This is a genomic window from Mesorhizobium sp. KR2-14 (assembly GCF_040049255.1).
Taxonomy (GTDB): Bacteria; Pseudomonadota; Alphaproteobacteria; order Rhizobiales; family Rhizobiaceae; genus Pseudaminobacter.
The window spans coordinates 487,387-514,244 of record NZ_JBDZDR010000002.1; the positions used below are offsets into that span (position 1 = coordinate 487,387).

The following is a 26,858-nucleotide window of genomic DNA, read 5'->3' on the forward strand; positions in this document are numbered from 1 at the left end:
TCCGAAGCCGATATTGATCGATTAGACAGGCTGAATCCCGTGACCTTGCCGCCCAAAACGCCGCTGCTGGATACGGTGCGCATTCCTGCGGACCTCAAGCGGTTGCCCGAAAGCGATCTGCCGCAACTGGCTTCCGAACTGCGCGCCGAGCTGATCGACGCCGTGTCGCACACCGGCGGGCATCTCGGCGCCGGCCTTGGCGTGGTCGAGCTCACGGTGGCGCTGCACTATGTGTTCGATACGCCGGACGACCGCATCATCTGGGACGTTGGCCACCAGGCCTATCCGCACAAGATCCTGACCGGGCGCCGCGACCGCATCCGCACGCTGCGCCAGGAGGACGGGCTGTCGGGCTTCACCAAGCGCGCCGAGAGCGAATACGACACCTTCGGCACGGGCCACTCGTCGACCTCGATCTCGGCCGGCCTCGGCATGGCCGTGGCACGCGACCTGGAGGGGCGCAAGAACAACGTGATTGCCGTGATCGGCGACGGCGCCATGTCGGCGGGCATGGCCTATGAGGCGATGAACAATGCCGGCGCGCTGAACTCGCGCATGATCGTCATCCTAAACGACAACGACATGTCGATTGCGCCGCCGACCGGCGCAATGAGTGCCTATCTGGCGCGTCTCGGCTCGGGGCGCGCCTATCAGGGCATCCGCGATCTTGGCAAGAAGCTGACCTCCTATCTCGGCGCCCGCGTCGACCGCGCCATCACCCGCGCAGTGGAGCACGCACGCGGCTATGTGACCGGCGGCACCCTGTTCGAGGAACTGGGCTTCTTCCACATCGGCCCCATCGACGGGCACAATCTGGAGCACCTGATCCCGGTGCTGAAAAACGTGCGCGACAATGGCGACGGGCCGGTGCTCATCCATGTCGTGACGCAGAAGGGCAAGGGCTACGGTCCGGCCGAGGCCGCCGCCGACAAGTATCACGGCGTCAACAAGTTCGACGTCATCACCGGCGCGCAGGCCAAGGCGCCGGCCAATGCGCCGAGCTACACCAAGGTTTTTGCGCAGAGCCTGATTCAGGAAGCACGCGAGGACGAGAAGATCGTCGCCATCACCGCTGCCATGCCTTCCGGCACCGGCCTCGACCTGTTCGGCGAAGTTTTCCCGGCCCGCACCTTCGATGTCGGCATTGCCGAACAGCACGCCGTGACCTTCGCGGCCGGCCTCGCCACCGAGGGGCTGAAGCCATTCGCGGCGATCTATTCGACCTTCCTGCAGCGCGCCTATGACCAGGTGGTGCACGACGTGGCGATCCAGAAGCTGCCGGTGCGCTTCCCCATCGACCGTGCGGGCTTCGTCGGAGCCGATGGACCGACCCATTGCGGCGCCTTCGACACCGCCTATCTTGCCTCGCTGCCGGACTTCGTGGTGATGGCCGCCGCCGACGAGGCGGAACTGCGCCACATGGTGCGCACTGCCGCCGCTTATGACGAAGGCCCGATCGCGTTCCGCTATCCGCGTGGCAACGGCGTGGGCGTGGAGATGCCGGAGCGCGGCCAGGTGCTGGAAATCGGCAAGGGCCGTATTCTTCGCGAGGGCACCAAGGTGGCGCTGCTGTCCTTCGGCACGCGCCTGCAGGACTGCCTGCTGGCGGCCGAGGAACTGACCGCGGCAGGGCTTTCGACCACCGTGGCCGACGCCCGCTTCGCCAAGCCGCTGGACGAGGATCTTGTTCGCCGGCTCGCCACCTCGCACGAGGTGCTGCTAACGGTGGAGGAAGGCTCGATCGGCGGCTTCGCCAGCCATGTGCTGCATTTCCTCGCCAAGGAAGGCCTGCTCGATGCCGGCCTGAAGGTGCGCCCGCTGGTTCTGCCGGACGAATTCACCGACCACGCCAAGCCCGAGAAGATGTATGCCGACGCCGGGCTTGATACAGCCGGCATCGTGCGCACGGTCTTTGCAGCACTTGGCCGCTCGGTGCGCTCTGTATCGGCCTAACCAGCTGTTTACGCTGGTGTTTGGCCATTTGCTTACCTTTCTCTTGGCCGATTCTTAGCGGCCTGTCGCTAGAGCTCTCCCCAAGGAGGGCAGGGCTATCGCCCATAGCATTCGACCCCCACTCCGGTTTGCTTCGCAAACCACCTCTCCCCCGCTCGACGGGGGAGAGGAAACGCCGTCCGCGAACTGGCACCCTTCCTCTCCCCTTTTGAGGGGGAGAGGTGCCGAGCGAAGCGAGGCGGAGTGGGGGTAAGTCGTGCCATATGCGATTGTCCCGCCAGGCAGGGGGAGCTTCATGAAAATTCTTCTGGCGGGCGCGGCGCTGCTTGCCGCATTGATGACACCGGCGGCCGCCGAAACGCGCTACGACGTGATGCTGGAACGGGCGGTGATGGAGATCGTCGCCGGCAGGATGGGCGACCTCCGGGGCAGTTTGCCTTCCGCCGCAAGCCGGAATTCGTCGTGCTTCCGGATGATTCCGCCGGCAACCACAGTTTTCTGGAAACCACGCGAGCCGAACTCAGGCGCCGCTTTGCCGATGGCAGGCTGCCGATAACCGAGCGCAAGGTCTCGCGCGTCATCATCGCCTTCTGAGGATCGACAGTTCACCGCGCTTGCCTTCCGCCACGGCTTTCGCCAATGAAAGCCGATGAAAGCCGGACAACAACAGGACACACGCCGGCGCCTCGACGAGGCGCTGGTGAGCCGCGGGTTCTTCGCCAGCCGCTCGCGGGCGCGCGATGCGGTGGAGCGCGGCACGGTGAGCGTGGACGGGGTGGTCGCGACCAAGGCAGGGCAGGCCGTCTCCGACGCGGCCGCCATCACGGTGGCGGACCCGGCGCAGGCCTATGTCTCGCGCGCGGCGCTGAAGCTGATTGCCGGCCTCGAGCATTTCGGCATCGATCCGCGCGGCTGCAACGCGCTCGACATCGGCGCCTCGACCGGCGGTTTCACGCAGGTGCTGCTGGAGCGGGGGGCGGCGCATGTGACCGCAATCGATGTCGGCCACGGCCAGATGCATGAGAGCCTGAAGGCCGATCCGCGCGTAAGCTGCGTGGAGGGGCTGAACGCGCGCGACCTCACCGCCGACGCGATGGAAGGCCGCCCGCTCGACCTGATCGTTTCCGATGTCAGCTTCATTTCGCTGAAGCTTGCCTTGCCGCCGGCGCTGGCGCTGGCGCGGCCCGGCGCACATGGTATTTTCCTGGTGAAGCCGCAGTTCGAGGCCGGCCGCGAGGCGATCGGCAAGGGCGGTATCTTGAAGAATCCGGCGGATGGGCCGGTCGTGGCCGAGGCGCTTGCCGATTGGCTGGGCAGCCAAGCCGGATGGAAGGCGCTGGGCCTGTGCCCATCGCCGATCGAAGGCGGTGACGGCAACCGCGAATTCCTGCTGGCCGGAGTGAAGGCATGAGCACACGATTCCAGATCGCACGCCTCGGCGCGCAGGGCGACGGCGTCGCCGACACGCCTGAGGGCCCGCTCTTCATTCCCTTCGCGCTGCCCGGCGAGACGGTGACGGCCGCCCGCGAGAAGGACCGCGGCACGCTGATGGCTGTGCTGGAGGAGTCTCCGCTGCGCGTCGAACCGCCTTGCCGTCACTTCACCGAATGCGGCGGCTGCGCGTTGCAGCATCTGGAGCAACAGGCCTATCTGGACTGGAAGCGCGGCAAGATCGTGCAGGCGCTGAAGAGCCGCGGCCTGGACGTCGAGGTGGCGGCGACCGTGCCCTGCGCGCCGCATTCGCGACGGCGCGCCACCTTTTCGGTGCGCCGCACCGAGGCCGGCATGCTCCTGGGCTACAACCGTGCCTATTCGCATCACATCATCGACATCGAAGAATGCCCGATCGTCGAGCCGCAGATAGAAGCGGCGCTTCAGATGCTTCGGCAGCTGGCTACCCTGATCTGCCACACGCAGCAGGCCTTCCACCTGACCGTCACGCATACCGACTCCGGCCTCGACGTGGCGGCGCAGGATGCCGGCAAGCTGGAGGACAAGGCCCGCAGGGCAATCTCCGCCTTTGCCATTCGCGAGGGGCTGGCCCGGGTTTCGGTTGATGGCGAAATCATAGTGGAGCCGAAGAAGCCGGCGGTGTCGTTTGGTGATGTTTCGGTAGCGCCGCCGCCCGGCGGCTTCCTGCAGGCAGTGGCCTCGGCAGAGGCGGTGATGGCGGAGCTGGTGTGCGGGCACCTGAAGAAGGCGAAGAAGGTGGTCGACCTGTTTGCCGGGGCAGGGGCCTTCGCCTTGCGGCTGGCTGCAAAATCGGAGGTGCATGCGGTGGAGGGCGATGCGGCAGCACTTGCCGCGCTCGATCGCGGGTTCCGCTTCGGCAGCGGGCTGAAGCGGGTAGTGATTGAAAAGCGCGACCTGTTTCGCCGCCCGCTGACCTTCAAGGAGCTTGGCGCCTATGATGGCCTGGCATTCGACCCGCCGCGCGCCGGCGCGGAGGACCAGTGCAAGCAGATCGCGAAATCGGACGTTCCGCTGGTGGCGGCCGTGTCCTGCAACCCCGCGACGCTGGGGCGCGACCTGCGCATCCTGGTCGACGGCGGCTATAAGCTGACGAGCGTGACGCCGGTGGACCAGTTCCTGTGGTCGCCGCATGTCGAGGCGGTGGCATTGCTGGAGAAGCCGCGCAAGCGGCGGTGAGCTAAGGCAGCGGGACGATCCGTTCGAAGGCGGCGTCCACTTCGGCCGCGAGCAATCGGCGAACGAATTCGGGCACGATTTCGGTCGCTCGGCCATAGATCGCGTCGCTGAAGCTCGAATGGCCCTCTGAAGGTTCGAGATTGAGCTCGACCGTATGTGCGCCGGCTGCGTTCGCCTGCTCGACGAAGCCGGCTGCCGGGTAGACATTGCCGCTGGTGCCGATGGAGACGAACAGGTCGCATCTGGCGAGCGCGGCTTCGATCCTGTCCATGTGGTAGGGCATCTCGCCGAACCAGACGACGTCGACGCGCATGCGGCCGACGGTGCTGCAGTGCGGACATTGCGAATTGATCGTCATGTCGCCGGACCAGCGGCTGCGGGCGCCGCAGGCCTCGCACAGCGCGGTGTTGATCTCGCCATGCATATGCGCAAGCTTGCGCGAGCCGGCGCTCTCGTGCAGGTCGTCGATGTTCTGCGTGACCAGGAGGAACGAGCCGCCGAAAACGGCTTCGAGGCGCGCCAGCGCCCTGTGCGCTGCGTTCGGCTGAACGCGCAGCAGGCCACGCCGGCGCTGGTTGTAGAAGTCGTGGACCTTGGCCGGGTTGCGGGCAAATCCTTCGGGCGTCGCCACGTCGCGATAATCGACCTTGGACCAGATGCCGCCGCTGTCGCGGAAGGTGTCAATACCGGATTCGGCGGAGACGCCGGCTCCGGTGAGGATGACGATCCGCTCGAACGACAAGATCAGGCCCGCGTTCCGCCGACGGTCATCTGGTTCATGCGCAAATGCGGCTGGCCGACGCCGACCGGAACGCCCTGGCCGTTCTTGCCGCACATGCCGATGCCGGGGTCGAGCTTCATGTCGTTGCCGACCATGGCGATGCGGTGCATGGCGTCCGGACCGTTGCCGATAAGCATGGCGCCCTTGATCGGCTGGGTGACCTTGCCGTCCTCGATCATGTAGGCCTCGGTGCAGCCGAACACGAATTTTCCAGAGGTGATGTCGACCTGGCCGCCGCCGAAGGACACGGCGTAGATGCCGTTCTTCACCGAGGCGATGATCTCTTCGGGGGGCATGTCGCCGCCGGTCATGTAGGTGTTGGTCATGCGCGGCATGGGCTGGTGGGCGTAGGATTCGCGCCGGCCGTTGCCGGTGGCGGCTACTCCCATCAGGCGCGCGTTCTGGCGGTCCTGCATGTAGCCGACCAGCTTGCCGTCCTCGATCAGGACGTTGCGGGCGCTGGGCGTGCCTTCGTCGTCGACGGTGATGGAGCCGCGGCGCTCGGCGATGGTGCCGTCATCGACCACGGTGACGCCCTTGGCCGCCACCTGCTGGCCCATCAGGCCGGCGAAGGCGGAGGTCTTCTTGCGGTTGAAGTCGCCTTCCAGCCCGTGGCCGACTGCTTCATGCAGCATCACGCCCGGCCAGCCGCTGGACAGCACGATGTCGAACGTGCCGGCGGGGGCAGGGACGGCGCGAAGGTTGACCAGCGCCTGGCGCAGCGCCTCGTCGGCGGCGAACTGCCAGCTGTCCTCGGCCAGGAATTCGCCAAAGCCCTTGCGGCCGCCCATGCCGTAGGAGCCGGTTTCCTGGCGGTCGCCTTCGCCAACCACGACGGAGACGTTCATGCGCACCAGCGGGCGCACATCGCGCACCATCTGGCCGTCGGCGCGCATGATCTCGACATGCTGCCAGGAAGAGGTGAGGGCGGCGGTGACCTGACGCACACGCGGGTCCTTGGCGCGCAGCCAGGCGTCGATCTCCTGCAGAAGCTTGGCCTTGGCCTCGAAGCTGGGCGAGGGGATCGGGTTCTCCTCACCATAGAGATGCCGGTTGGTGCGGGCGGGCGCCGCGGCAAGCGTGCCGGAATAGCCACCCTTGACCGCCGAAACGGCGTCGGCCGCGCGGCGCAGCGATGCTTCGGACAATTCGCTGGAATGGGCGTAGCCGGTGGCCTCGCCGGCAACCGCGCGAAGGCCGAAACCCTGGTCGGTGTTGAAATTGGCGGTCTTCAGGCGGCCATTGTCGAACATCAGCGACTCGCTCTCGCGGTATTCGAGAAACAGCTCGCCGTCGTCCGTGCCGCCAATGGTTTCGCCAACAATGCGGCGGATCTGATCTTCGGAGATGTCGAAGTGGCCGAGAAGGCTGTTCATGGCGCGTTCGCCTCGCTTGCGAGATGGCAGTCGACCCACGATGTAGGCGCGCCGATGGCTTTCGGCAATGCGAATTGCCGGTTCAATGAAAAAGGGGCGCGATTTGCGCCCCTCATGCTGCCGGACCTGTCGCCGCAATCACGGCAGCGCGGCAAATCCTTCGCCAAAGCCCTTGAGGTCGACCGGGATGCCGACGCCTTCTTCAGGCGTCTGGAAGACGATGAAGGTGGCCGAGGTGCCGGTCTTCAGCGTGTCGAGGAGCGGCTTTTCAAGGATGACCTCGGCATAGCAGCCGTCGCCGAAGCAGCGCACGAAATAGGCGCGGCCAATGTCCTTGCCATCGATATTGAGGCCGAGGCCGTTGGGCAGCAGGACACCGAGCGGCGCCAGGACGCGCAGGATTTCGGCCTTGTTGTCGGCCGTGCGCAGCACCACCACGGAAAGGCCGATTTCCGGCCGGTCCTCGGCGATGACGTTCTGCATCATCACGCATTGCTCGGCGGTGGCGCCGGCCGGCGTGTCGCAGATGATCGACCATGCGCCATGGGTGGAACGCACCGAACCGCCCTGCGGCTGGGAAGGCTTTGCCTGAGGCTGCTCGGCCGGCTGTTCCTGGGCACTTGCAGGCAAGGCGAAGCCAGCGAGCGTGGCAAACAGAAAGAACTTCGCCAAGTTTCCCGAAAGGCGAGGGATCATGATGGCTCCATTGCGAATCGCACGACACCGAGCGTGACAACTAAAACTATACGGCAACAGGATGGCCGAACCAACCAATTGCGCCGTTTCGGGCGTCTTTGCAGCCAGTTGGCTGAGGGAGGGGGAAAGGGCGGTACTTTCCGAAGGGCCAGCATAAAGGCTGTGAACAAGTCTTGGAAGCGGGGACTTCCACGCCCTTGCGCGCAAAAATGCCGCACGGGTTCTTGTGCTCCTTTCTTGCGATCGGAAAGAGAGTATGGTTTGAACCCACTTTAGGACCATCGGGATTCCCCGTCCCGATGCGCTTTATCATTCGTGCGGACGTAAGCACGAAATTGGGAGACAAAGAGGGCGATGAAAAAAATTCTTGCAAGTGCTGGCGCCGCGGCAGCTTTTTTCGCCACCGCCGCGGCTTACGCGGCGCAGCCGACGCCTTGGCAGACCGGGTTCCAGCCTGCCGCCACGGGTATCATGGAGCAGATCGCGTGGTTTGAGCAGTACACCCTGTGGTTCATTGTGCCGATCACGCTCTTGGTGCTGGTGCTGCTGTTGTACTGCATCCTGCGTTTCCGTGCCGCGGCGAACCCGGTTCCGTCGCGCACGAGCCACAATACGCTGATCGAGGTCATCTGGACCGTCGGGCCGGTTGTCGCTCTGCTGTTCATCGCTGTTCCCTCGTTCCAGCTTCTGACCGCGCAGTATTCGCCGGCTGAGGAAGCCAAGGTCACGGTCAAGGCGACCGGCAACCAGTGGAACTGGGACTACGAGTATCAGACTGAAGAACCCTTCTCCTTCAACTCCGCAATGCTGGCAGACGCCGACCGCGCAGCGGAAGGCAAGGAGGATCTGGCCGTCTATCCGCGTCTTCTCGCGGTCGACAACGAGATCGTCGTGCCTGTCGACACGATGGTTCGCGTTCTCGTGACCGCCAGCGACGTCATCCATGCCTTCGCCATGCCGGCCTTCGGCGTGAAGACGGACGCCGTGCCGGGTCGTATCAACGAGATCTGGTTCAAGGCGAAGAAGGAAGGCCTGTATTACGGCCAGTGCTCCGAGCTTTGCGGCAAGGACCACGCCTTTATGCCGATCGCCGTGCGCGTCGTTTCGGACAAGCAATACGAGGCCTGGGCTGCGCAGGCCAAGACCGATTTGAGCGGTGCCAACAAGGCGCTGATGGCTGAGATTGAATCCACTGCAAAGGTGGCGGCCGCCGGCAATTGATGCTGCGTCCGAATAGAAATTAGGAATGGAGCGGAACATGGCAGGCGCTGCAGTTCACGACATCCACGATCACAAGCCGCGTGGCTTGGTTCGCTGGTTGTATTCGACCAACCATAAAGACATCGGCACCCTCTACCTGATCTTCGCGATCTTCGCCGGCATCATCGGCGGCTTCATGTCGGTGATGATCCGCTGGGAGCTGGCCGAGCCGGGTATCCAGATTTTCCACGGCCTCGCGTCGATGGTCTATGGCGTCGAGGGAGATGCCGCGATCGACTCCGGCAAGCACATGTTCAATGTGTTCACCACCATGCACGGCCTCATCATGATCTTCTTCATGGTGATGCCCGCGCTGATCGGTGGCTTCGCCAACTGGATGGTTCCGATCATGATCGGTGCGCCGGACATGGCGTTCCCGCGCATGAACAACATCTCGTTCTGGCTGCTGGTTCCTGCCTTCATCCTGCTCTTGATGTCGTTCTTCGTCCCCGGCCCGGCCGGCGGATGGGGCGTCGGCGGCGGCTGGACGATGTATCCGCCCTTCGCGACCTCCGGCCAGCCCGGCCCCGCGATGGACCTGGCGATCCTTTCGGTTCACATCGCCGGCGCTTCGTCGATCCTTGGTGCGATCAACTTCATCACCACCATCTTCAACATGCGCGCTCCCGGCATGACGCTGCACAAGATGCCGCTGTTTGCCTGGGCCGTGCTGATCACCGCGTTCCTGCTGCTGCTGTCGCTGCCGGTTCTGGCTGGTGGCATCACCATGCTGCTGACCGACCGCAACTTCGGCACCGCGTTCTTCTCTCCGGAAGGCGGCGGCGACCCGATCCTGTACCAGCATCTGTTCTGGTTCTTCGGTCACCCGGAAGTCTACATTCTGATCCTGCCGGGCTTCGGCATCGTCAGCCACATCATCGCGACCTTCTCGCGCAAGCCGATCTTCGGCTACCTGGGCATGGCCTACGCCATGGTCGCGATCGGCGCGGTCGGCTTCATCGTGTGGGCTCACCACATGTACACCACCGGCCTGTCGCTCGACACGCAGCGCTACTTCGTGTTCGCCACGATGGTGATTGCGGTGCCGACCGGCGTGAAGATCTTCTCGTGGATCGCCACGATGTGGGGCGGCTCGATCTCCTTCAAGGCGCCCATGCTGTGGTCGATCGGCTTCATCTTCATGTTCACCGTCGGCGGCATGACCGGCGTGCAGTTGGCCAATGCCGGCCTCGACCGCTCGCTGCATGACACCTACTACGTCGTGGCGCACTTCCACTACGTGCTGTCGCTGGGTGCCGTGTTCGCCATCTTCGCGGCCTGGTACTACTGGTTCCCGAAGATGACCGGCTACATGTACTCGCCGGTGATCGCCAACACCCACTTCTGGATCACGTTCATCGGCGTGAACCTGATCTTCTTCCCGCAGCACTTCCTCGGTCTGGCCGGCATGCCGCGCCGCTACATCGACTATCCGGATGCGTTCGCGGGCTGGAACCAGGTGTCGTCCTACGGCTCCTATATCTCGGCCTTCGCCTTCCTGGTCTTCCTGTTCGGCGTCTTCGAGGCTTTCGCCAAGAAGCGCGTCGCCGGGGCCAATCCGTGGGGCGAAGGTGCGACCACGCTGGAATGGCAGCTTTCTTCGCCGCCGCCGTTCCACCAGTGGGAAGAACTGCCGCGCATCAAGTAAGAAGCGCATGACAAACGCGAAGCCGCCGGTCGCCGGCGGTTTCGACAAACAGAAATGGACCCGGTTGGTATGGCCCTGGTTGAAAAGAGCACGTTGCACGATGGTGGTTTCCGCATGTCGGAAGCCACGGCCGGCGATTTCATCGCGCTGCTGAAGCCGCGCGTGATGTCGCTCGTCGTGTTCACCGCCTTTGTCGGCCTGATGGCCGCCCCGGTGTCCATAAATCCGTTCATCGCCGTCGTCGCCATTCTGGCCATCGCGATCGGGGCAGGGGCCTCGGGCGCGCTGAACATGTGGTACGACGCCGATATCGACGCAGTCATGACGCGCACTGCCAAGCGGCCGGTGCCGTCTGGCCGCGTGCTCCCCGGCGAAGCGCTGGGCTTCGGTGTCATTCTCTCGGTTTTGTCGGTGTTGACGCTGGGCGTGCTGGTCAACTGGGTTTCGGCCGCGCTGCTCGCCTTCACCATCTTCTTCTATGCGGTGGTCTACACGATCTGGCTGAAGCGCTGGACACCGCAAAACATCGTCATCGGCGGCGCCGCCGGCGCCTTCCCGCCGATTGTCGGCTGGGCGGCCGCAACCGGCTCGATCAGCCTCGAAAGCGTTATTCTTTTCCTGATCATCTTCCTGTGGACCCCGCCGCACTTCTGGGCGCTGGCGTTGTTCAAGTCGGAAGACTACAGCCGCGCCGGCGTGCCGATGATGCCGAACGTGGCAGGTGCTGCCTCCACGCGCCGGCAGATCTTCGCCTATACGCTTCTGACCGCGCCCGTGGGCGTCCTGCCCTGGCTGCTCGGCTATACGTCCGTGGCCTACGGTGTGGTGTCGATAGCACTCGGCCTCGGCTTCATCTGGTATGCCTGGAAAGTGCTGCTCATGCCTGACAGCGACCGGACCATGAAGCCCGCCAAGGCGATGTTCGGCTATTCGCTGCTCTACTTGTTCGGCATCTTCGCCGCCTATCTCGCGGACAGTATCGTCGAGCGCTTGCTCGCGATGCCAGGAGTATAGCCATGACAGAACCTGAAATGGTCACCCTCACCGAAAGCCAGCGCAAGGCGCGCCGCAGCCGTTCGATCGCGATCGGGCTCGGGCTTGCCCTTCTGGTGGTCATCTTCTACGTCGCAACGATCATCAAGTTTGGTCCGGCGATTCTGGACCGTACGTTTTGAGGGTCGCCATGAACCGTGACAACGTGACGACAACCGATCAGAAGACGCAAAGCTCCAACAAGCGGGTCGCTGGCATCTGCCTGGCATTCATCGCCGGCATGGTGGGCATGTCCTATGCGGCCGTGCCGCTTTACTCGATGTTCTGCCGCGTGACCGGTTATGGCGGCACGACGCAGCGCGTTGAACAGTATTCCGACCGGGTGCTGGACCAGAAGGTGACCATCCGCTTCGACGCCAACACGGCGGGCGGGCTGCCGTGGTCGTTCAAGCCGGTGGCGCGCGAGATCTCGATCAAGATCGGCGAGACCGCGCAGGCGCACTACACGGCAACCAACAGCTTCGATGTGCCCACCGCCGGCCGCGCGACCTTCAACGTCACGCCCGAACTGGCAGGCGCATATTTCAACAAGGTGGAGTGCTTCTGCTTCACCGACACAACCTTGAAGCCCGGCGAATCGCTGGACATGCCGGTGGTCTTCTACGTCGATCCCGACATCGTCAACGTGCCGGAACTGAAGGACGTGAAGACGATCACCCTTTCTTACACTTTCTTCCCGATTGAGGGGGCAAAGCCGATGGCCAACGCGCCGCAGGCCGGATACCTCAAGACAAACGAAAACACCGACGGAAACCTCGGGGGCTGAGATGGCTGACGCGCATTCCAAACCACAACACGACTATCACATCATAGATCCTAGCCCGTGGCCCCTGCTGGGTTCCATCGGCGCTCTTGTCATGGCCATTGGCGGCGTCGCCTGGATGCAGGCCATGAAGCAGGGCAGCTTCCCGTTCCTGGGCCTCGACCTGGCACATGCCAGGTACTGGGTCTTTGCGGTGGGCGTGCTCATCGTTCTCTACACCATGTATGCGTGGTGGTCGGACACGGTGAAGGAAGCGCATGAGGGACACCACACCCGCGTGGTCTCGCTGCACCTGCGCTATGGCATGATCATGTTCATCGCCTCTGAGGTGATGTTCTTCGTTGCCTGGTTCTGGGCGTTCTTCGACGCCAGCCTGTTCCCGGCCGAGACCGAGCAATACGCTCGCGCCGCCTACACCGGCGGCATCTGGCCGCCGAAGGGCATCGAGGTTCTCGATCCTTTCCACCTGCCGCTCTACAACACCATCATCCTGCTGCTGTCGGGCACGGCCGTTACCTGGGCTCATCACGCCCTGCTGCACAACGACCGCAAGGGTTTGGTGAACGGCCTGGCAATCACGGTTGGACTTGGCGTGCTCTTCACCTTCGTGCAGGCATACGAATACATGCACGCGCCGTTCAACTTCCACGACTCGATCTACGGCGCGACCTTCTTCATGGCCACGGGCTTCCATGGCTTCCACGTGATCATCGGCACGATCTTCCTGCTGGTGTGCCTGCTGCGTGCGATGCGCGGCGACTTCACGCCGAAGCAGCATTTCGGCCTTGAGGCTGCCGCCTGGTACTGGCACTTCGTTGACGTGGTGTGGCTGTTCCTGTTCGCCAGCATCTACGTCTGGGCGTCGGTTGGCGCGACGATTGCCCACTAAGGCGCAATGATTTGATAAAAGAAAAGGCGGTCGTGGCCACACGGCCGCCTTTTCCATTTGACGGGCCCCCGCGTCGCGGTGGCCGAAACGGAGATCCTACATGACGCAGCCCCAGCACGACGATCAGGCGCTCTGGCCGCCGGTGGAGCCGTTCTCCGCCGGCCTGCGTGGGTGCTGCCCGCGCTGCGGCGAAGGCAGGCTCTTCTCCGGCTTCCTGACAGTCGCGCCGCGCTGCGGCAGTTGCCGGTTGGACTATTCCTTTGCTGACGCCGGCGACGGTCCAGCCGTGTTCGTCATCCTCATCATCGGCTTCATTGTGGTGGCGCTGGCGCTGTGGATGGAGGTTGCGCTCAATCCGCCGCTGTGGGTGCATTTCCTGCTATGGGTACCGCTGACGCTGGCGCTCGGCCTGACTGCGCTGCGGCTGATCAAGGGAATTCTGATCACGCTGCAATACCGCAACAAGGCAGCCGAAGGGCGCCTGGAGCATCCGCGATGAGCAAGCAAGCCGATCTTTCATCCGGGCGCAAGGCGCCGGCACGCTGGCCCGCTTTGGTGCTGGGGGCTATCGGCCTCGTGGTGCTGCTCGGGCTCGGAACCTGGCAGGTTCAGCGGCTGCAGTGGAAGGAAGGCTTGATCGCCACCATCGCCGAGCGGGTGCATTTGCCGCCGCTGCCGCTTGCCGAAGCCGAGGCGAAGTTCGCGTCGACCGGCGACATCGACTACTGGCCGGTGACGGTGAGCGGCGAGTTCCAGCATCACGGCGAAAGGCACTTCTTCGCCACTCATGATGGCCGCTCGGGCTTCTTCGTCTACACGCCCCTTCTGCTGGCAGACGGGCGCTACGTGTTCGTCAACCGGGGTTTTGTCCCCTATGAGATGAAGGATGCGGCTACGAGGCCGGAGGGCCAGGTGACAGGCACCGTGACAGTGAACGGCCTGGCCCGCAACCCGCTGGCGGAGAAGCCTTCAGCGCTGATCCCGGACAACGACACCGCCAAGAACATCTTCTACTGGAAGGACCTCGGCGCCATGACGGCGACGGCGGCGCTGCCGCCGCAGGCGAAGGTGCTTCCCTTCTTCATCGACGCCGACAAGGCGCCCAACCCGGGCGGAATGCCGATCGGCGGCGTGACGATCATCGACCTGCCCAACAACCACCTGCAATATGCCGTGACCTGGTATGGCCTGGCGGCGGCGCTGGCCGGGGTGCTGGGCGCGTGGCTGTGGCGCTCGCGCCGGGACGGGCAGGCGTGACGGCCAGCCACCCTTGACAGAAGCAGGGTGCAGACCTCATTTCGACATCGTTGAACCAGACCGGACATCATGCCTGACATTTCCTCCAGCAAGCCGCCCCTGACGCTCCTGCTTTGCCAGCCGCGGGGCTTCTGTGCCGGCGTTGAGCGCGCCATCCACATCGTGGTGCTTGCTCTTAAGAAATATGGCGCGCCGGTCTATGTGCGCCATGAGATCGTGCACAACCGCTTCGTCGTGGAGGGGCTGCAGAATCTCGGCGCGGTCTTCATCGAGGAACTGCATGAGATTCCGGCGGAGCATCGCGACGCGCCGGTGGTGTTTTCCGCGCACGGCGTGCCGAAGTCGGTGCCTGCGGACGCGCAGGCGCGTCAGCTTTTCTATCTCGACGCCACCTGCCCGCTGGTTTCGAAGGTGCACAAGCAGGCCATGCGCCACCAGCGCCTCGGCCGCCATGTGCTGCTGATCGGCCATTCCGGACATCCGGAGGTCATCGGCACGATGGGCCAGTTGCCGGAAGGCTCGGTGACGCTGATCGAGACTGAAGCCGATGTGGCAGCCTTCGAGCCATCCGATCCAGAGGCGCTGGGCTTCGTGACCCAGACGACACTTTCGGTGGAAGACACTGCCGGCCTGATCCGCGCGCTGGAGACGAAGTTCCCGTCCATCAAGGCGCCGGCAGCCGAATCGATCTGCTACGCCACCACCAACCGCCAGGAGGCGGTGAAGCAGGCGGCACCGGATGCCGACCTGTTCCTGGTGGTAGGAGCCCCCAACTCGTCCAATTCCAAGCGCCTCGTGGAAGTGGCCGAACGTGCCGGCGCCAAGATGTCGCTTCTGGTCCAGCGTGCGTCCGAGATTCCATGGGATGACATTCCCCATATTTCGACGCTGGGCCTGTCGGCGGGGGCCTCCGCGCCGGAGATTGTCGTCGACGAGATCATAAATGCCTTCCGCGAACGGTTCGACGTGTCGGTCGAGCTGGCGGTGACGGCAACGGAAACGGAGCATTTCCCGGTCATGAGCGCATTGCGCGATGTCGAACTGGCGCCGTCGGACATGGCGTTCCTGAACGGGAACGCGTGATGGCGGTCTATACTGACGTTTCCGAGAGCGAACTCGGGGCCTTTCTCCAAAACTATTCGATAGGCGATCTGCTTTCCTACAAGGGAATCGCGGAAGGCTCGGAGAATTCCAACTTCCTGCTTCACACCACCAGCGGGTCCTACATCCTGACCCTTTACGAGAAGCGTGTCGACGAATCCGACCTGCCGTTCTTCCTTGGCCTGATGGAGCACCTGGCGCGCAAGGGCATATCCTGCCCGCTGCCGGTTCATCGCCGCGACGGCAGCGTGACTGGCATGCTGGCCGGGCGCACGGCCGCTGTGATCACTTTCCTGGAAGGGATGTGGATGCGCCGGCCCACGGTGGCGCATTGCCGCGAGGTGGGCAAGGCGCTGGCGAGCCTGCATGTTGCCGGCATGGACTTTCCCATGTCGCGCCCCAACGCGCTCGACATTGCCGGCTGGCGCAAGCTGTGGGCGGGCTCGCACGACCGCGCCGACGAGGTGGAGCCGGGCCTGGCGGAAGAGGTCGATGGCGACTTCGCCGAATTCGAACGCAACTGGCCGAAGGACCTGCCATCGGGCATCATCCATGCCGACCTGTTCCCGGACAATGTGTTTTTCCTGGGCGACCGGCTGTCGGGCCTGATCGACTTCTATTTCGCCTGCAACGATATCTATGCCTATGACTTGGCGACCTGCCTGAACGCCTGGTGCTTCGAGAAAGACAATTCCTACAACCTGACCAAGAGCACGGCGTTGCTGGCCGGCTACCAGTCCGCGCGGCCGCTGAGCGAAGCCGAAAAGTCGGCGATGCCGATCCTGGCGCGCGGCTCTGCGTTGCGCTTCATGCTGACCAGGCTCTACGACTGGCTGACGATACCCGACGGGGCACTGGTGCAGAAGCGCGACCCTATGGAGTTCATCCGCCGCGTGCGCTTCCATCGGCAGATCACCTCGGCTTCGGAGTACGGCCTGAAATGAAGACGGTCGAGATATTCACGGACGGCGCCTGTTCGGGCAATCCGGGGCCCGGCGGCTGGGGTGCGATCCTGCGCTTCAACGGCGTGACCAAGGAGCTTTCCGGCGGCGAAGCCCAGACCACCAACAATCGCATGGAATTGCTGGCGGCGATCTCGGCGCTGAACGCGCTGAAGGAGCCCTGCACGGTGGAGCTTCACACAGACAGCAAATACGTCATGGACGGGATCTCCAAGTGGATCCATGGCTGGAAGAAGAACGGCTGGAAGACGGCGGACAAGAAGCCGGTGAAGAATGGCGAGCTGTGGCAGGCGCTGGACGAGGCCAACAGGCGCCACAAGGTGACCTGGAACTGGGTGAAGGGCCATGCCGGCCACCCGGAAAACGAACGCGCCGACGAACTGGCACGCATGGGCATGGCGCCGTTCAAGAAGTAGCCACGTGCCCCGCGGTGCACGGTGGCTAGGCGCGCACCGGCAAGGACCGACGCGCGCCCGAAACCGTCAGAGCTGCTCGAGCAGCTTGGCAGCGCCCGACTCGACGGCTTGACCCGGCGCATCCTCGACATTGAGCGCGGTCACTTTGCCGTCCTCCACGATCATGGAAAAGCGCTTCGAGCGGGTGCCGAGGCCGCCTGCGCTGAGATCCAGGTCCAGGCCGGCCGCCCGCACAAAATCGGCGTTGCCATCGGCCAGGAAAAGGATCTTGCCATTGCTTTCGGTGGCGCGTGCCCAGGCGTCCATAACGAAGTGATCGTTCACCGCCACGACAGCGATGGTATCGACGCCGCGCGCGATGATTGCGTCGTGGTTTTCCAGATAGCCGGGCAGGTGGTTGTTGCTGCAGGTGGGGGTAAAGGCGCCCGGCACGCCGAACAGCACGACCTTCTTGCCGCCGAAAATGTCGGCGGTGGTGAGGCTCTTGGCGCCGTCGGCGGTGACGGTCTTGAAGGTGGCTTCCGGTAGTTTGTCGCCAACGGTGATCATGCTTGCACTCCCTGATCGTGATTGATCGCCATCTGTGGGTAACGGCATATTGCTCGAGAGACAATCACGGAGCCGGCAGCATCGGCAGAGCCGTGTGGGTAACTCTCAAGGATAGGGGAGAATGCCGCTGACCGCGCCCCGGTCGGTGACCAGCGTGTAGTGCAGGCCGCCGGCGGCGGGGTTGAGGGCGGGACGGTCGAGCACTTCCACGGAGAAGACGGTCTTGCCGTTCTTCTCGTTGCGCTTGGGGGCTGCAAAGACGTAGCCGTCGTCGCCCGCCAGGAAGAGCTCGGCAGAGGAGGCTCCGAAAGGCAGGTCAGCGGCCACGAGCAGGGTCTTGTCGTCTTGCCCGACGATGGTTGCTCCGAAGTCGGACCGCGCAGCCATCGGCAGGGCCTGGATGGCCCTTGCCACGCTGGTGGCGTCGGCCAGATCGTCGGGCGCGCTGGACGGGTCGAGCGTGAAGTTGGCGTGAACGGGGATGCAGATCGCCTCGCATATGCCGAGGAACACATCGGCGGAAATCACTGCCGGTTTGTCCGGCGAGGCGATGTGGAACGTGATCGGCAGGGCTATGGAGCGATCGTAGCCGGCCCAGAGCGAATAGCCGTCGTCATGGCGCTGCGGCGCCGGAAAGCTGACCTCAGCGCCGGAAACATTGGTGCTGCCGCTGATGTTCAGCGATGGCGGCACGCCGGCATCGCCGGGATCGCGCCAATAGGTCTTCCAACCGGGATTCAAATGGATGTCGAGTACCCCCTTGAGGCGACCTTGCGCATCCGGCATGCCGGTGGTGACCAGCCTTATGCGGCCCCCCTGCGCCTCGAACCACTCGGTGGACGACGAGTAAGCGGGGCCGCTCCACGCTGCGGCGGCAACGAGAGCGAGTGCTGCGGCTGTGACGTGCTTCATGGTTACGGTTTGCCCCGGCCGGGAGGGTTTCGCAACACAAGGGCTGGTGTAGCCGATATCATTTTTGCGTGAAGCCATGCGAATCCCCGTGCCTCGGTTCGCGCAACTCGTATCTTTCAAGTGTGGCGAAAACGGACTAGGTTTTTCCAATGGACATTCCGAACCAGAAAAAGACCAGCCGAGGCTTTCTCGACGACCAGTTCCTGATTGCCATGCCGGGCATGAAGGACGAGCGGTTTGCGCGCTCCGTGATCTATATCTGCGCCCACTCGGAAGAGGGGGCCATGGGGCTCATTATCAACCAAAGCCAGGAGCTGCTGTTCCCCGACCTGCTCGTGCAGCTTGGCATATTGGACGAGCAGGAGGCGATCCGCCTGCCTTCGCCGGCGCGTGATATTGTGGTGCGCAATGGCGGCCCCGTCGACCGCAGCCGCGGCTTCGTGCTTCACAGCGACGACTACCGGGTCGAATCCTCGCTGCCGATCTCGGACAGCGTCTGCCTCACGGCGACCGTGGACATTTTGCGTGCGATCTCGATCGGGCGCGGACCGCGCCAGGCGCTGATGGCCCTGGGCTATGCCGGCTGGGGGGCCGGGCAACTGGAAAACGAGATCGCACAGAACGGCTGGCTGACCTGCCCGGCCAAGCCGGAGTTCCTGTTCGACGCCGACATCGACCGCAAATACGACCGGCTGCTGGCTTCGCTCGGGGTGGACCTCGCCCATCTGAGCAGCGACGCCGGCCACGCCTGAAGCCAACCCCGGGCAAGGCTGTGTGACCGCCGGCCGCACGAATGAACCAGGCCGGCGCTACGCGCCCGGTCAGGTCTGAGCCAGCGGGTATTGCTCCTTCAGAAGCTTGAGCACGGCGTCGCCGTTGATCGGCGTGCCGAACATGAAGCTCTGCACATATTCGCAGCCCATCTGCCTGAGCTGCAGGGCGTCGCTTTCGTCCGATATGCCCTCGGCCACCACCGACATGCCCAGCTCGTGGGCCATGTTGACCATCGATCTCAGGAGCACGTCGCGCTTGGGCGACGAATCGTCGAGGAAGCTCTTGTCGATCTTGATGGTGTCGAAGGGGAAGCGCGTCAGATAGGACAGCGACGAGTAGCCGGTGCCGAAATCATCGAGCGACAGGCCGATGCCGAGCTGCTTCAATTTGTTGAGCACATGCGCGCTCTGCTCCGGATTGTCCATGACCAGTGATTCGGTCAATTCCAGCCGGAAGCAGCGCGCTTTCAGATTGGCGCGGGCGATGACGGAGCGCACGTCGCTGACAAGATCGCGGCGGATGAGCTGGCGGCTGGACAGGTTGACCGAGACCGACAGCGGCGCGTCGCCTATCTGCTTCTGCCAGTAGGCGAGGTCCTCGGCGGCACGCTCCATGGCGAACAGACCGAGCTGGACGATGAGCCCGCAACTTTCGGCCACCGGAATGAAATCGGCAGGCGGGATCATGCCGCGGCGCGGATGCTCCCAGCGCAGCAATGCCTCGAACCCGGCGACGCTGCGGTCTTCCAGCCGGACGATCGGCTGATAGGCGAGGGTGAATTCCTTGCGCTCGACAGCGCGGCGCAGGTCCGATTCGAGCTGCAGCCTGTCGGTGCCGACCGAGCGGAAGGCGGGGCGGAAGGGTTCGATGCGGTCGCCGCCGAAACGCTTGGCCTGGAGCATGGCAAGCTCGGCGTCCTTGACCATGTCGTCGGCGGATGCCTGCGCCGGCGTCCAGGTGATCAGGCCGACGGAAGCGGTGAGGACGATCTCGCGCTTGGCGAAGGTGATCGGCGAGCCGATCGCCTGCTTGATGGCATCGGCCACGGCGGCGATCCGCGCCGGGTCCTGTTCCGACAACAGCATCAGCGCGAACTGATCGCCGGCGAAGCGCGACAGCGAATCCTTGGGCTTGAGCAGACGGTGCAGCCGCCGTGCAATCGTGAGCAGGATGGTGTCGCCGGCGGAGATGCCGAGACCGTCGTTGACGTGCTTGAAGCGGTCGATGTCGATGACGAAGACCGTCGGGCGGATGTTGTCCTCGGTCTTGGCGATCGACAGAACCGCTTCGAGCCGGTTCATGAACAGCTCGCGATTGGGCAGGCCGGTGAGATTGTCGTGCACGGCGTCGTGCAGCAGCCTTTCCTCGGCCTTCTTCTGCTCGGTGATGTCGAGCAGGGTACCGACGCAGCGAATGACCTCGCCATCCGAGCCGACCACGGGCCGGGCCCGCAGCGCAAACCAGTGATAATGGCCGTCGGCGCCGCGCAGGCGGAAATTCTGAGCCACGCGCCCGCGCCGATGCTCCAGCACTACGTCGAGCGTGGTGCGGAAGGTGTCGCGGTCGTCGCTGTGGAGCACAGGCAGCCAGTTGCGGGCCGGGCCGCCGAGCGTGTTGGAGGGCAGGCCGAGCTGCAGGCTGACGTCGGGCCGCGTCACCACGCGGTCGCGCAGCACGTCCCAATCCCACACGATATCGCCGGAGCCCGCCACGGCCAGTGCCTGGCGCTCCAGGTCGCTGAACAGGCCCTGGTGCAGCGCGCCGCCGGCAAAAGCGTGCTGCATGACGGTGAAGCCTATGAGCAGGATGATGAGGATCAGGCCACCGCCCAGCGCCGGTTGCACCACGTCGTTGTCCAGAAGCCCGGTGACCGCCATCCATGAGCCGCAAAGCCAGATCAGCACCATGACCCAGCTGGGGATCAGCATGATGGCGCGGTCGTAGCCGCGAATGCCCAGAAGCACGATGAGGCCGATGCCGCTTATCGCGGTGGCGGCAAAAGACAGGCGCGCGACGCCCGATGCCACGGCCGGGTCCACGACGGCCACGCCGGCGATCAGCACGAGCCCGAGGATCCACGCCAGGGCGCCGTAGCTGAAATGCCCGTGCCAGCGGTTGAGGTTGAGATAGGCGAAGAGGAACACAACCAGCGTCGCGGCCAGGCTGACTTCGGTACCGGCGCGCCATATCTGCTCGCTGCCGGGAGATATGGACATGATCTTGTTGAGGAAGCCGAAGTCGACGCAGATATAGGCAAGAACCGCCCATGACAGTGCGGCAGTGGCCGGGAACATCGACGTGCCCTTGACCACGAAGAGAATGGTGAGGAACAGCGCCAGCAGCCCGGCGATGCCGATGATGATGCCGCGAAACAGCGTGTAGGAGTTGACCGAGTCCTTGTAGGATACCGGGTCCCACAGGTAGACCTGCGGCAGCTTGGGCGAGGACAGCTCGGCGATGAAGGTGACGACCGCGCCGGGGTTCAGGGTGACCAGGAACACATCGGCGTCTGGGCTTGGCTGGCGATCCAGCGAGAAGCCTTCACTGGGGGTGATGGCCACGATGCGGCTGGAGCCGAGATCGGGCCAGAACAGGCCGGAGTTCACAAGGCGAAAGTGCGGCGCCACGATCAGCCTGTCGAGCTGCTGTTCGGTGGTGTTGGCGAGAGCAAAGACCGCCCAGTCGCCGCCGGAGCGGGTGTCGTTGGCTTCCACCTCGATGCGGCGGACGATGCCGTCGGGGCCCGGCGCGGTGGAGACCTGAAAATTCTCGCCCTGATTCCGATAGATTTCCACAGCGCCCGAAAGGTCCAGCGCAATGTCGTCACGGGCGATCTTGATCGGCTCTATGGCGAAGGCGGAGGATGCCGTCCAGAAGACCGCGAATGCCGCGAGAAATATGGCCAACAGGCGTCCGATCCGCAGAGAGTTTGTCAAAATCAGCCCTTTGTCGTGACACCACGCCGATCGCCCGCGATCAAGGCGTAGAGGTAGTGATCCTGCCACTTTCCGTTGATTCTGAGAAAGGAGCGCAACAGTCCTTCACGCTGAAATCCGGCTTTTTCAAGCACGCGGATCGAGCGCTTGTTGCCGGGAATACAGGCGGCTTCGATCCTGTGCAACCTCAGCGTTTCGAAGCCGAAGTCGACGACCAGCAGCAACGCGTCCAGCATGAGCCCCCTGCCGGCGAAGCGTTCGCCGATCCAGTAGCCAATCTGGCCGCTTTGCGAGACGCCGCGACGGACGTTTCCAAGCGTGATGCCGCCGATCAGCTTGCCCGAGGCATTGTCGAAGATGAAAAAGGCGCTGGCGCTGCCGTTGGCATAGTCCTCGCGGTAGCGGCTGAGCCGCTGGCGCCAGGCCGAGCGCCCGAGCTCGTCAGGCGACCATAGCGGCTCCCAAGGCTCCAGGAAGGCGCGGCTTTCCGCCCGCAGAGCCGCCCATTCGCGGTAATCGCCGGGCTGCGGCATGCGAAGGTGCACGCGCTCGCCCTTCAGCGCCGGCATGTCTCGGCGGAGAAAGGGGAGCGCGAACATGGCTTCCGGCGTTACCCGGCCAGCTTCTGAATGCTGCCGGCGGATTTGGGAAGTGCGTCGCTAATCGCCTCGTAGTGCGGAAGCGTGCCGATGGGGCCGACGGCGGTAACCGTTGGCTTGGTCGAGAAGAGACGCCCCGACAGGTCGGTCAACCGGTCGACGGTGAGCGCGCCCAGTCGTTCCATCAGCTCTTCCTTGGCGATGGGGCGGCCGAACAGCAAAATCTGCCGCGCGATCTGCGAAGCCCGGCTGGAAGCGCTTTCGGCCGACATGATGAGGCCGGCGCGATATTGCGCGCGCGCCCTGTCGAGCTCTTCCTGGGAAATGCTTTCGCTGGCGCGTTCGAGTTCCTGGATGATGACCGGAACCAGGCGGGCGATGTCTGTCTGCCCGGTGGCGGCATGGACGCCGAAGATGCCGGTGTCCGAAAAGCCCCAGTGGAAGGCATAGACCGAATAGCAAAGGCCGCGCTTTTCGCGAACTTCCTGGAACAGGCGGGACGACATGCCTCCGCCGAGGATCATGGATAGTACCTGCGAGGCGTAGAAGTCGCGAACATGATAGGCGCGGCCTTCGAAGCCGAGCACGATCTGGGCGTCCATCAGGTCGCGATGTTCGCGGTAATCGCCGCCGACGTAATTGGCGAATTGCGGCACGATGCCATCGGCCTTGGAACGGAAGCTGCCGAGCCGCCTTTCGACATCGCGCACGAAGACGTCGTGCTTCACGTCGCCGGCGGCAACGACCACCATCTGCTCGGCGCCGTATTGGCGCTCCATGAAGGCGTGAAGCTGCTTCGAGGTGAAGGACTTTACCGTCTCGGGCGTCCCGAGGATGGAGCGGCCGATGGTCTGGTGGCGGAAGGCCGTCTCGGTGAAATGATCGAACACGACATCGTCCGGCGTGTCGTGGGCGGCGCCGATCTCCTGCAGGATGACGTGCTGCTCGCGCTCCAGTTCGTCGGGATCGAACTTCGATTCCGTCAGGATGTCGGCAAGGAGATCGAGGCCGAGCGGCACGTCGTCGGCGAGCACGCGGGCGTAGAAGGACGTCGTTTCAACGCTGGTGGCGGCATTGATTTCGCCGCCGACATTCTCGATCTCCGAAGCGATCTGGAAGGCGCTTCGCTTGTTGGTCCCCTTGAACGCCATGTGTTCAAGAAGGTGGGCCATCCCATGCTCGTCGTCGCGCTCGTTTCGGGCTCCGGACTTGACCCAAACACCCATTGCGACGGATTCGATACTTGGAAGGGTCTCGGTGGCTACCGTCAGGCCGTTCGACAGACGGCTTACCTCAACACCCATAAAGATACTCCCTAGAGCGCCGCCCGCGCGTGGCGACCAATGTAATCTTCCACCATTTTCAGGTCGGAGGATAGTATCGTGTACTTTTCCTCCTTTTCCATCAACCCCCCAAGCCAGGCGGGTAGCGCCGGCGTGATGCCGCTGGCTTCCCGCACGGCGTCGGGGAACTTGGCCGGATGGGCGGTGGCGAGCACGACCATCGGCGTGTCGCCGGCATGCCGGCGGGCGACATGCATGGCGGTGGCGGTGTGAGGGTCGAGCAGATAGGAACTCGTGTCCAGCGTCTCGCGAATGGTGGCGGCGGTTTCGGCCATGTCCGAGCGGCCGGCATCGAACTCTCCGCGGATGGCTGCAAGCGTCGGCGCATCGATCGAGAATGCGCCGGACTGCTTCAGGCCCGCCATGTAGCGCCGCACCTCCCCGGCGTCACGGCCGGAAGCCTCGAACAGCAGACGCTCGAAATTCGACGAGACCTGAATGTCCATGGAGGGCGAGGTGGTCACGGTCACGCCGGCGGTGCGGTATTCGCCCGTCGCAAGCGTGCGGGCGAGGATGTCGTTGTCATTGGTGGCGATGACGAGCCGCTCGATCGGCAGGCCCATGCGCTTGGCGGCATAGCCGGCGAAGATGTCGCCGAAATTGCCCGTCGGCACGGTGAAGGAGACCGGCCTGTCCGGCGCCCCGAGCGAAATCGCCGAGGAGAAGTAGTAGACGATCTGGGCCATGATGCGGGCCCAGTTGATGGAGTTCACGCCCGACAGCGCGACGCGGTCGCGGAAGGCGTGGTCGTTGAACATGTCCTTCACCAGGCCCTGGCAATCGTCGAAATTGCCTTCGATGGCCAAGGCGTGGACGTTGCCCGCGGTGTGGGTCGTCATCTGGCGCTGCTGCACCGGCGAGACGCGGCCATGCGGGAACAGCACGAACATGTCGGTGCGGTCGCGCCCGGCAAAGGCGTCGATGGCAGCACCACCGGTATCGCCCGAGGTGGCGGCGGTGATGGTTGCACGCTGGCCGCGCTCGGCCAGAACATGGTCCATCAGCCGGGCCAGCATCTGCATGGCCACGTCCTTGAAGGCCAGCGTAGGCCCGTGGAAAAGCTCCAGCACGAAGGTGTTGGCGCCGGTCTGCACCAGCGGGCAGACGGCCTCGTGGCGGAAGGTTGCATAGGCTTCGCGCACGATGCGCTCGAACGCCGGGGCCGAAATCTCGCCGCCGAGGAAGGGCGTCAGCAGGCGGATGGCGAGGTCGGGGTAGGAAAGGCCACGCATTGCGCGGATATCGGCCACGCTGAACTGGGGCCATTCGCTGGGGATGTACAGACCGCCATCGCGCGCCAGCCCGGTCAGGACCGCGTCCGAAAATCCAAGAGCAGGGGCTTCCCCGCGAGTGCTGACATACTGCATCGTCATCCGTCTATTCCGGTCCAGCCGCCGAACTCAAGCTGGGTGGTGAAAAACTGTGTGCCGTCAGTCGCATTTTTGCCGATCGATTGCTATACCACGCGCAACTTTGCGAGAGGGAAGTACGGCATATGACGTTTCTGAAGTTTCGATTGGTTAAGGGTCGTTCTCTGGCCGGGCTTGCGGTTTCGGGCCTGATGATTGCGGTCGCGGGGTGCCAGTCCGGTCAAGGCGGCAGCACGGCGGCGCAGCCGAAGGTTCTCGCCAGCGAGCTTCAGGCCTATTGCCCGCGAGTGACGCTGCGTGAAGGCACAGCCTATTTCAACACTTATGCCAAGGGCGGCCAGGACGATCCGGCCAAGCTGGTCTACCAGGCTTCCATTTCCGATGTGACGCGCAGCTGCAGCCGCGCCGACGGCATGCTCACCCTCAACGTCGCCGCAGCCGGCAGGGTGGTCCCCGGACCGGCCGGGGTGCCGGGCAGCGTCAACATGCCGATCCGCGTCGCCGTGGTGCGCGGCGATGAGTTGCTCTATTCCAAGCTGCACACGGTCCAGGTTGCGATGCCGGATAGCTCGGCCGCGCAGTTCGTCTTCAACGATCCTAACGTAACCTTCCCGATCCCCACGGAAGCGAGTGTGCAGGTCTTTGTGGGCTACGACGAAGGCCCGCCGGCCAAGAAGAAGTAATGGCCGGGTCACGCGTTTTCCGACCACTCCGACAAGGCGGCGATGACGCCGTGGAAATCCTGCCAGCGGCGGATGACGGTCTCGGCACCGGCTTCCGTCAGCGCATCGGCGTGGCCGGGATAGCTGTGCGAGGCGCCCGTGAAGCCGATGGCACGCATGCCCGCGGCGCGCGCGCCGGCGATGCCGTGGACCGAATCCTCGATCACGAAGGTGCGCTCCGGGTTGGCATTCAGCGTCTTGGCTGCGTGGAGGAAAACGTCCGGCGCGGGCTTCGGCTTTTTCGATGGGGTTTCCAGCGCCGAGAAGATGCGACCGGAGAACAGCGGCAGCAGCCTGGTCCTCGACAGCGTGATCTCCAGACGCACCATCGCCGAGTTTGAGCAGATGCAATAGGGGACGCCAACTGCCGCGACGGCCTGGTGGGCGCCCTCCAGCGCGCGGACTTCCGCCTCGAGGCGGCGATCGACAAGTTGTTCCGCTTGGTCGATCAACGAGGCCTTCAGTGGAATCTGCGACTGCTCCTCGATGCGCAGCATGATGTCCTTGAAGGTAAGACCGGCGTAGACTTCCGCCAGTTCCTCAGGCGAGATCGGGAAGCCGGCCTCGGTCAGAAGTTCGGCCTCGACACGGGCGGCGATGATTTCTGAATCGACGAGCACGCCGTCGCAATCGAAAATGACGAGATCGGGCTGGGTCATGGCTATCCGGGGAAAACGGGGAGGGCAGGCCGCAAAACGGCATGTGCGGGTTCAGGCCGCTGCATACACCATCAGCACCCGATCCGCAAATTCGCGCCGCACCCGATCGACAAATCGGCGGCCTGCTTCACCAATTGTTTACGCTAATCGGTAACCATAACAACCTGTAAACAGTAACGCGTAATCCGGG

The 26,858-nt window shown here is 64.0% G+C and carries 27 protein-coding genes; 17 read left to right on the forward strand and 10 right to left on the reverse strand.

Annotated features, from left to right (window positions below):
* Window positions 1-39 precede the first annotated feature (39 nt).
* The 4 genes from dxs (at window position 40) to ABLE86_RS06880 (ending at window position 4,602) form a co-directional block, all read left to right on the forward strand.
* Entirely contained in the window at window positions 40-1,953 is a 1,914-nt protein-coding gene (dxs, locus tag ABLE86_RS06865; protein WP_348778182.1) for a 1-deoxy-D-xylulose-5-phosphate synthase, read from the forward strand.
* 295 nt (window positions 1,954-2,248) lie between these two features.
* On the forward strand, window positions 2,249-2,509 hold the full coding sequence (locus ABLE86_RS06870) for a hypothetical protein (protein ID WP_348778183.1): 261 nt from the start codon (window positions 2,249-2,251) through the stop codon (window positions 2,507-2,509).
* A 93-nt stretch (window positions 2,510-2,602) separates the two neighbouring features.
* Window positions 2,603-3,364, forward strand: a complete 762-nt coding sequence (locus tag ABLE86_RS06875) for a TlyA family RNA methyltransferase (RefSeq protein WP_348778184.1) — start codon at window positions 2,603-2,605, stop codon at window positions 3,362-3,364.
* On the forward strand, window positions 3,361-4,602 hold the full coding sequence (locus tag ABLE86_RS06880) for a class I SAM-dependent RNA methyltransferase (protein WP_348778185.1): 1,242 nt from the start codon (window positions 3,361-3,363) through the stop codon (window positions 4,600-4,602). Before ABLE86_RS06875 ends, ABLE86_RS06880 begins: the two co-directional genes overlap by 4 nt.
* A 1-nt stretch (window position 4,603) precedes the next feature.
* Here ABLE86_RS06880 and ABLE86_RS06885 read toward each other — a convergent pair whose 3' ends face one another.
* From ABLE86_RS06885 to ABLE86_RS06895, 3 genes are all read right to left on the reverse strand, one after another.
* Complete coding sequence (locus ABLE86_RS06885) at window positions 4,604-5,344, reverse strand: NAD-dependent deacylase (RefSeq protein ID WP_348778186.1); 741 nt, start codon at window positions 5,342-5,344, stop codon at window positions 4,604-4,606.
* 2 nt (window positions 5,345-5,346) lie between these two features.
* A complete protein-coding gene (gene tldD / locus ABLE86_RS06890; protein WP_348778187.1) occupies window positions 5,347-6,759 on the reverse strand; it encodes a metalloprotease TldD in 1,413 nt (470 codons plus the stop codon).
* A 138-nt stretch (window positions 6,760-6,897) separates the two neighbouring features.
* Window positions 6,898-7,455, reverse strand: coding sequence for an invasion associated locus B family protein (locus ABLE86_RS06895; protein ID WP_348778188.1), 558 nt, complete (start codon window positions 7,453-7,455; stop codon window positions 6,898-6,900).
* Window positions 7,456-7,809: 354 nt separating this feature from the next.
* Here ABLE86_RS06895 and coxB point away from each other — a divergent pair, with 354 nt between their 5' ends.
* From coxB to rnhA, 11 genes are all read left to right on the forward strand, one after another.
* Complete coding sequence (gene coxB, locus ABLE86_RS06900; RefSeq protein WP_348778189.1) at window positions 7,810-8,676, forward strand: cytochrome c oxidase subunit II; 867 nt, start codon at window positions 7,810-7,812, stop codon at window positions 8,674-8,676.
* A gap of 37 nt (window positions 8,677-8,713) precedes the next feature.
* Window positions 8,714-10,363: a cytochrome c oxidase subunit I gene (gene ctaD / locus ABLE86_RS06905; RefSeq protein ID WP_348778190.1), complete on the forward strand. Its 1,650-nt coding sequence runs from the start codon at window positions 8,714-8,716 to the stop codon at window positions 10,361-10,363.
* Between the two features lie 69 nt (window positions 10,364-10,432).
* A complete protein-coding gene (locus ABLE86_RS06910; RefSeq protein ID WP_348778191.1) occupies window positions 10,433-11,377 on the forward strand; it encodes a heme o synthase in 945 nt (314 codons plus the stop codon).
* Between the two features lie 2 nt (window positions 11,378-11,379).
* Entirely contained in the window at window positions 11,380-11,538 is a 159-nt protein-coding gene (locus tag ABLE86_RS06915; protein ID WP_348778192.1) for a hypothetical protein, read from the forward strand.
* A gap of 8 nt (window positions 11,539-11,546) precedes the next feature.
* Window positions 11,547-12,182 (forward strand): cytochrome c oxidase assembly protein, encoded by a 636-nt coding sequence (locus ABLE86_RS06920; protein WP_348778193.1) that lies wholly within the window; start codon window positions 11,547-11,549, stop codon window positions 12,180-12,182.
* Between the two features lies 1 nt (window position 12,183).
* Window positions 12,184-13,068 (forward strand): cytochrome c oxidase subunit 3, encoded by an 885-nt coding sequence (locus ABLE86_RS06925; RefSeq protein WP_348778194.1) that lies wholly within the window; start codon window positions 12,184-12,186, stop codon window positions 13,066-13,068.
* Between the two features lie 100 nt (window positions 13,069-13,168).
* Window positions 13,169-13,567 (forward strand): DUF983 domain-containing protein, encoded by a 399-nt coding sequence (locus tag ABLE86_RS06930; RefSeq protein ID WP_348778195.1) that lies wholly within the window; start codon window positions 13,169-13,171, stop codon window positions 13,565-13,567.
* A complete protein-coding gene (locus ABLE86_RS06935; RefSeq protein ID WP_348778196.1) occupies window positions 13,564-14,325 on the forward strand; it encodes an SURF1 family protein in 762 nt (253 codons plus the stop codon). Before ABLE86_RS06930 ends, ABLE86_RS06935 begins: the two co-directional genes overlap by 4 nt.
* A 69-nt stretch (window positions 14,326-14,394) precedes the next feature.
* A complete protein-coding gene (gene ispH, locus ABLE86_RS06940) occupies window positions 14,395-15,408 on the forward strand; it encodes a 4-hydroxy-3-methylbut-2-enyl diphosphate reductase (RefSeq protein WP_348778197.1) in 1,014 nt (337 codons plus the stop codon).
* Window positions 15,408-16,370, forward strand: a complete 963-nt coding sequence (locus tag ABLE86_RS06945) for a homoserine kinase (RefSeq protein ID WP_348778198.1) — start codon at window positions 15,408-15,410, stop codon at window positions 16,368-16,370. The genes ispH and ABLE86_RS06945 overlap by 1 nt, the downstream gene beginning before the upstream one ends.
* Window positions 16,367-16,804, forward strand: coding sequence for a ribonuclease HI (gene rnhA, locus ABLE86_RS06950; RefSeq protein WP_348778199.1), 438 nt, complete (start codon window positions 16,367-16,369; stop codon window positions 16,802-16,804). The genes ABLE86_RS06945 and rnhA overlap by 4 nt, the downstream gene beginning before the upstream one ends.
* Before the next feature lie 66 nt (window positions 16,805-16,870).
* On the opposite strand, the gene ABLE86_RS06955 is transcribed toward rnhA, so the two are convergent.
* Window positions 16,871-17,353 (reverse strand): peroxiredoxin, encoded by a 483-nt coding sequence (locus ABLE86_RS06955; RefSeq protein ID WP_348778200.1) that lies wholly within the window; start codon window positions 17,351-17,353, stop codon window positions 16,871-16,873.
* A 105-nt stretch (window positions 17,354-17,458) separates the two neighbouring features.
* Window positions 17,459-18,265: a protein-disulfide reductase DsbD domain-containing protein gene (locus ABLE86_RS06960; RefSeq protein ID WP_348778201.1), complete on the reverse strand. Its 807-nt coding sequence runs from the start codon at window positions 18,263-18,265 to the stop codon at window positions 17,459-17,461.
* 149 nt (window positions 18,266-18,414) lie between these two features.
* Between ABLE86_RS06960 and ABLE86_RS06965 the strand changes: the two genes are divergently transcribed.
* Entirely contained in the window at window positions 18,415-19,017 is a 603-nt protein-coding gene (locus ABLE86_RS06965) for a YqgE/AlgH family protein (RefSeq protein ID WP_348778202.1), read from the forward strand.
* A gap of 69 nt (window positions 19,018-19,086) precedes the next feature.
* Here ABLE86_RS06965 and ABLE86_RS06970 read toward each other — a convergent pair whose 3' ends face one another.
* From ABLE86_RS06970 to thrC, 4 genes are read right to left on the reverse strand one after another with little or no spacing between them, the layout of a single operon-like run.
* Window positions 19,087-21,975 carry an EAL domain-containing protein gene (locus tag ABLE86_RS06970; RefSeq protein ID WP_348778203.1) on the reverse strand — a complete coding sequence of 963 codons (2,889 nt, stop codon included), beginning with the start codon at window positions 21,973-21,975 and terminating at the stop codon, window positions 19,087-19,089.
* A 2-nt stretch (window positions 21,976-21,977) separates the two neighbouring features.
* Window positions 21,978-22,574, reverse strand: coding sequence for a GNAT family protein (locus ABLE86_RS06975; RefSeq protein ID WP_348778204.1), 597 nt, complete (start codon window positions 22,572-22,574; stop codon window positions 21,978-21,980).
* 11 nt (window positions 22,575-22,585) lie between these two features.
* Window positions 22,586-23,878, reverse strand: coding sequence for a pitrilysin family protein (locus ABLE86_RS06980; RefSeq protein WP_348778205.1), 1,293 nt, complete (start codon window positions 23,876-23,878; stop codon window positions 22,586-22,588).
* 11 nt (window positions 23,879-23,889) lie between these two features.
* Window positions 23,890-25,284 (reverse strand): threonine synthase, encoded by a 1,395-nt coding sequence (thrC, locus tag ABLE86_RS06985; RefSeq protein WP_348778588.1) that lies wholly within the window; start codon window positions 25,282-25,284, stop codon window positions 23,890-23,892.
* Between the two features lie 128 nt (window positions 25,285-25,412).
* Between thrC and ABLE86_RS06990 the strand changes: the two genes are divergently transcribed.
* Complete coding sequence (locus ABLE86_RS06990) at window positions 25,413-25,970, forward strand: hypothetical protein (RefSeq protein ID WP_348778206.1); 558 nt, start codon at window positions 25,413-25,415, stop codon at window positions 25,968-25,970.
* Window positions 25,971-25,978: 8 nt separating this feature from the next.
* Here ABLE86_RS06990 and ABLE86_RS06995 read toward each other — a convergent pair whose 3' ends face one another.
* Complete coding sequence (locus tag ABLE86_RS06995; protein WP_348778207.1) at window positions 25,979-26,668, reverse strand: HAD-IA family hydrolase; 690 nt, start codon at window positions 26,666-26,668, stop codon at window positions 25,979-25,981.
* Between the last annotated feature and the right edge of the window lie 190 nt (window positions 26,669-26,858).